The sequence below is a fragment of the Occallatibacter sp. genome, from assembly GCF_049510455.1.
GTDB lineage: Bacteria > Acidobacteriota > Terriglobia > Terriglobales > Acidobacteriaceae > Telmatobacter.
The window spans coordinates 1-5,169 of sequence record NZ_JBEKYX010000177.1 but is presented as its reverse complement, the minus strand read 5'-3'; the positions used below and the strand labels follow the sequence as shown (position 1 = coordinate 5,169).

General features: G+C 58.2%; 7 protein-coding genes. 6 read left to right on the top strand and 1 reads right to left on the bottom strand.

Going from position 1 to position 5,169, the window contains the following annotated elements:
- On the bottom strand, window positions 1-230 hold a 230-nt coding region (locus tag ABSG47_RS20465), incomplete at its 3' end, for a hypothetical protein (protein WP_424172292.1).
- 442 nt (window positions 231-672) lie between these two features.
- On the opposite strand from ABSG47_RS20465, the gene ABSG47_RS20460 reads away from it, so the two are divergent.
- The 6 genes from ABSG47_RS20460 to ABSG47_RS20435 form a co-directional block, all read left to right on the top strand.
- The gene (locus ABSG47_RS20460; RefSeq protein ID WP_424172289.1) at window positions 673-1,443 is read left to right on the top strand and encodes an MlaE family ABC transporter permease; all 771 of its coding nucleotides are present in this window, start codon (window positions 673-675) and stop codon (window positions 1,441-1,443) included.
- Window positions 1,443-2,276 (top strand): ABC transporter ATP-binding protein, encoded by an 834-nt coding sequence (locus tag ABSG47_RS20455; RefSeq protein ID WP_424172286.1) that lies wholly within the window; start codon window positions 1,443-1,445, stop codon window positions 2,274-2,276. The genes ABSG47_RS20460 and ABSG47_RS20455 overlap by 1 nt, the downstream gene beginning before the upstream one ends.
- 20 nt (window positions 2,277-2,296) lie before the next feature.
- Complete coding sequence (locus tag ABSG47_RS20450) at window positions 2,297-2,581, top strand: ribbon-helix-helix domain-containing protein (protein WP_424172284.1); 285 nt, start codon at window positions 2,297-2,299, stop codon at window positions 2,579-2,581.
- Window positions 2,578-2,955: a PIN domain-containing protein gene (locus tag ABSG47_RS20445; protein ID WP_424172281.1), complete on the top strand. Its 378-nt coding sequence runs from the start codon at window positions 2,578-2,580 to the stop codon at window positions 2,953-2,955. Before ABSG47_RS20450 ends, ABSG47_RS20445 begins: the two co-directional genes overlap by 4 nt.
- Before the next feature lie 88 nt (window positions 2,956-3,043).
- Window positions 3,044-4,237 carry an acyl-CoA dehydrogenase family protein gene (locus ABSG47_RS20440; protein ID WP_424172278.1) on the top strand — a complete coding sequence of 398 codons (1,194 nt, stop codon included), beginning with the start codon at window positions 3,044-3,046 and terminating at the stop codon, window positions 4,235-4,237.
- A 9-nt stretch (window positions 4,238-4,246) separates the two neighbouring features.
- Window positions 4,247-5,169: amidohydrolase family protein (locus tag ABSG47_RS20435; RefSeq protein WP_424172276.1), on the top strand; the 923-nt coding region annotated here is incomplete at its 3' end.

Sequence of the window (5,169 nt, the reverse complement as noted above, 5' to 3'; positions counted from 1 at the left end):
ACCACAGACACTGCAATCCGCCAGAAGGTATGGCGCCACACCATGGCGGTTTCCGCGCGAATCGCATTCGCATCCTGCATGACCACCAGCGCGCCGGCTATATTTCCATTCACATGGAGCGGCACCACCTCTTCAAGCCAGTCAAAGCTTCCCGTATGGCTGAACTGGGCTGAATTGGTTCCGTGCTTTAGTGTCGATTGGATCGGGCCGGGATGGATTGCGTAAAGCATCGACGCAGGGCCGGAAGCAGCCAGCAGCTTTCCCTCAGCATCGTAAAGCCCAACCGCGAGTGCTCCGCCATGCCGGCCAAACAGCGTGGCATAAGTGGAGGGATCCTGCGGCGACGTCTGCGCGGCAGTTAAAGCCTGCTCCAGGGCAGGATATGTTTATGCGCCAGCACTTCAAAATACGTAGAAGCCAGCGAAACTAAAGTGACGCAAACCACAAGGGAAAGGATCAACTGTAAACGGAAAGACCGCATTCCAACCCTCCGGAATAAATAGAAAAAACAAAATAATGCGGCCTGCCTGGGTCGGACACACTGGCAGCCTCCATTGTTTAGATGCGCCAATCGCCGCTCATGCTGTCTCGGAAGAGAAACCAAGCAAAATCAGCGCACTGGAGCAATTAGGTTCCTGCGGCAGCCAGTCAATGCGCTATTCTGTCGTCTGAATGGCAATCGAATCCATCGATAGAGCGGCCAAAGAATTTGTTCTCAGCCTGCAGGAGTATTTCCTGTTCGCCACGCGCGCTGCGCTGAATCTCTTCAGCTCGCCCGTCTACTGGTCTGACATCATTGTCCAGTGCGACATCATTGGGGTCGGATCTGTCCTCATCGTTGTCTTCGCAGGCTTCTTCACCGGCGGCGTGCTGGCCATTCAGTCCTCTGCTACGCTCGAGCAGTTCGGCGCCACAGCCGTCACCGGCCAGTTCGTCGCCATGTCCATGATCCGCGAGCTCGGCCCGGTCCTCACCGGCATCATGGTCTCCGGCCGCAATGCCTCTTCTATGGCCAGCGAACTCGGCTCCATGGTCGTAACCGAGCAGATTGACGCCATGCGCGCCCTCGGCGTCGATCCAATGCGCAAGCTGACCACGCCGCGCGTCTTCGCCTGCACCATCATGCTCTTTTTCCTCACCATCGTCGCGGACTTCTGCGGCATCCTCGGCGGCGCAGCAGTTACCGTCTTCATGAACGGCCAGAACGGCACCCAGTACTTCTCCATGGCATATCAACACCTGCATGTCCGCGACGTGCTGCAGGGCCTTGCCAAGCCGCTCTTCTTCGGCTTCATCATCGCCTCCATCGGCTGCTTCTACGGCATGAGGACCACAGGAGGCACACAAGGCGTCGGCCAGTCCACCATTAAGGCCGTGGTCTTCGCCTCTGTGCTGATTATCTTCGTGGACCTGCTGGTCAGCATCGTCATGGTCAGCTTCTGATGAATGCGCCGCTCGCATCTCCCGTCGAATCCGCGCCGCAGTCCACTGCTCCAGTCCTCGAGTTTCGTGGCATAACCGTATCCTTTGACGGGCCGCCGGTCCTTAACAACATCAGCTTCTCCGTCGCTCCCGGCGAAACACGCATCCTTCTCGGCCCCGCGGGCGTCGGCAAAAGCGTTCTGCTCAAAACCGCCAACGGCCTCGTGCAGCCTGACTCCGGTACGGTGGCTATCCTCGGTGAGAACATCACCGGCCTGCCGGAACGCACGCTTATCCCCATGCGCGCGCGCACCGGCATGGTCTTTCAGGAGGGCGCGCTCTTTGATTCGCTCACTGTACGTGATAATGTCGCCTACCAGTTGATTCAGGAGCGGGTCGCAGACGAAGAAGTCGACGAACGCGTACACACTGCGCTGCGCTTCGTCGGCCTCGAACAAACCTTTTCCCTCTTTCCATCCAGCCTCTCCGGCGGAATGCGCCGCCGTGTCGCCATCGCCCGCGCGCTCATTCACTATCCTGAGCTGCTGCTCTATGATTCGCCCACAGGCGGCCTCGACCCCGTCACTTCCACGACGATCATTGAGCTGATCGTCAAGCAGCGCGATGTCTACAAAACTCCATCGCTGCTGGTCACGCACCGCCTGCAGGACGCATTCACCATGTGCTCGCATCGCTTCGATACCGAAAAAGACGCCATGGTCCCGCTCCCCGAAGGCGAAACCCACACAAACACCTCCTTCCTCATGCTCAACGAAGGAGAGCTGATATTCGACGGCTCACTGCATGACTTGGTGCGTAGCGAAAACAAATTTGTACGCGAATTTATCGAGTAGCAACCGGGACTTTTCGGGCGATGTATACGCGATGTATGATATACATCATGCGGCGAACCCAGATTTATCTCGATGACGATCTTTGGACAGCTCTCCATGCTCGAGCGGAGTCGGAGAAAACCACTATTTCGGAGTTAATGCGTAAAGCCGCGCGTAAGACTTATGTGCTGGATTCGAAAGAACGTCGCGCTGCTCTCATGGGTATTGTGGGCTTATGGAAAGACCGTACAGACCTGCCTGACACGGAAACATACGTGCGCAGTTTGCGAACCGGAAGCCGGCTAAAGCGGCTAGGCATCCGGTGAGCGTCGTCCTCGACTCCGACATTGTGATTGAAATTCTGCGCGAACGGAATCCCCCTGTTCTCGCTGCATGGACTGATTTGATCATCTCCAGCCGTCCTATCTTATGTACGCCGATCGTAGTGGCTGAGGTCTGGGCAGGAGCGCGGCCAAAAGAACACCGGCAAATCGATAGTTTTTTGGGACAGATCATCTGTCTTGAGTCGGATGAGGAAACCGGAAAAATTGCAGGAGACCTGCTGTCCCAATATGCCCGAAGCCATAACATGGAAGTTCCTGACGCCATGATCGCCGCGGCAGCCATTCAGCATCGCGCCGCCTTGTGGACCCGCAATCGCAAACACTATCCCATGCCGCAAATCACGTTCTACTCCTGATCTTCCATTCCCGATCCAGAATCGCGCCCAAGGCGTGGCATCTGCTAGCCTTGCAGGTTCAGGCTTTTATTCAAACAGCAGGTGTACGATGGGCTTCAAATTTCAGAACGTAGACTTTCTTCATCTCGACGCGGGCTTCAGCGAAGATGAGCTGCTCGTCCGCAAAACAGCGCGTGATTTCGTCGACGACAACCTCGTTCCAATCATCGAAGACTGCTTCCGCGAAGGCCGCTTCCCGCGCGAACTCGTACCCGTCATGGGTGAACTTGGTTTCTTCGGCGCAAATCTCGAAGGCTACGGCTGCGCAGGCATGTCGAACGTCGAATACGGCCTCGTCATGCAGGAGCTCGAACGCGGCGACTCAGGCTTTCGCAGCTTCGTCAGCGTGCAGTCCGCGCTGGTCATGTATCCCATCTACACCTTCGGGTCGGAAGAGCAAAAGAACACCTGGCTCCCCGCGCTCGCCAAAGGCGAAAAGCTCGGCTGCTTCGGCCTCACTGAACCCGGCTTCGGCTCCAATCCCGGCGGCATGACCACCACCGCGCGCAAATCCGGCGATGGCTACATCCTGAACGGCGAAAAGATGTGGATCACCTCCGGCTCCATCGCCGACGTCGCCGTCATCTGGGCCAAAGTGCCAGATGAAACAAACCCGGCCGAGGACAATCGCGTCCGCGGCTTCCTCGTCGAAACAGACCGCCCCGGCTTCTCCGCCAAAGACGTTCACGGCAAATGGTCCCTCCGCGCCTCCATCACCAGCGGCCTCTCGCTTGTAGATGTACACATACCGGCCGGCAATCTTCTCCCCGGTACAGGCGGCCTCAAGAGTCCTCTGATGTGCCTCAACCAGGCCCGCTACGGCATCAGTTGGGGAGCCATCGGCGCAGCTATGGATTGTTACTCCACCGCGCTGCAATACGCCCAGACCAGAAAGCAATTTCATAACCAGCCCATCGCCAGCCACCAGCTCATTCAGGAAAAGCTCGTCTGGATGATCAGTGAAATCTCCAAAGCGCAACTGCTCAGCCTCCACATAGGCCGCCTCAAGGACGCAGGCAAAGTAGGCCACGAACACATCTCCCTGGCCAAGCGCAACAACGTCTGGATGGCGCTCGAAACCGCTCGCATGGCCCGCGACATCCTCGGCGCAAACGGCATCACGGAAGACTACCCCATCATGCGCCACAGCATGAACCTCGAATCCGTCAAGACCTACGAGGGCACGCACGACATCCACGCGCTCATCCTCGGCCACAGCATCACCGGCATCGCCGCGTATTAACAAGGCAGCGTGGTACATTGGCACTCATGCCAAACAATTTCCGCTTCCACGCGCGGTCTTCTTCTGCCTTCGCTTTTCGCCTGCGCGGCTCTGGCAGCCACGCAGCAGCCTGTCACAGCGCCCATCGTCCTTCACGCAGCGCATCTCCTTGAAGTCGACACCGGCAAAATACTCACCCCCGGCGAACTCCTCGTCGAAGGCGAGCGCATCCGCGCAGTAGGCTCCTCAGTCGAACATCCATCCGGCGCAAAGGTCATCGACCTTGGCAATACGACCTTGCTTCCCGGCATGATCGACGCCCATGTACACCTGTTCCTCCACCCCGGCGCGGAGGATCTTCAAACCGTTATAGAGTCAGTCCCAACACGCGTAATCCTCGCCGAGCAGGCCGCGAAGGCCGACCTTCTCGCTGGCTTCACCGCCGAGCGCGATATGGGAACCGAAGGCGCAGGCTCCGCGGACACCGCAATCCGCAACGCAATCGACAAGGGACTGATTCTTGGGCCCCGCCTGCGCATCAGCGGCAATGCTATCGACATTCTTGGCGGCCATGAGGATGCAAATTCCTTCAACCCGGCGCAGCACGTGCTCTCCAATGCCGACTACGCGAACTCCGCTGAGCAGATCGTTGAGGTCATGCGCCGGCAGCATAAGGAAGGCTCGGATTTTGCAAAGCTGTATGAGACAGGTCCCGACCGCATGGTCGATGGAGTGCTCCATACGCCATACCAATACACGGCTGATCAGTTGAAGGCGGCCGTTGATGAGGCCCATCGGCTCGGCGGCTTTGTGGCCGTTCACGCCATGGGGGAGCCGGGCACGCTTTACGCCGCCCAGGCCGGCGTAGCCTCCATCGATCACGCCACACAGCTCAGCGATGAGACCATGCGCATCATGCGTGAAAAGGGCATCTTCGCTGTCCCAACCTTCGC

Bases quoted from the DNA above. Each gene is read 5' to 3' on its own strand.
- ABSG47_RS20460 (WP_424172289.1), top strand. From the start codon at position 673: ATGGCAATCGAATCCATCGATAGAGCGGCCAAAGAATTTGTTCTCAGC.
- ABSG47_RS20455 (WP_424172286.1), top strand. From the start codon at position 1,443: ATGAATGCGCCGCTCGCATCTCCCGTCGAATCCGCGCCGCAGTCCACT.
- ABSG47_RS20450 (WP_424172284.1), top strand. From the start codon at position 2,297: ATGTATACGCGATGTATGATATACATCATGCGGCGAACCCAGATTTAT.
- ABSG47_RS20440 (WP_424172278.1), top strand. From the start codon at position 3,044: ATGGGCTTCAAATTTCAGAACGTAGACTTTCTTCATCTCGACGCGGGC.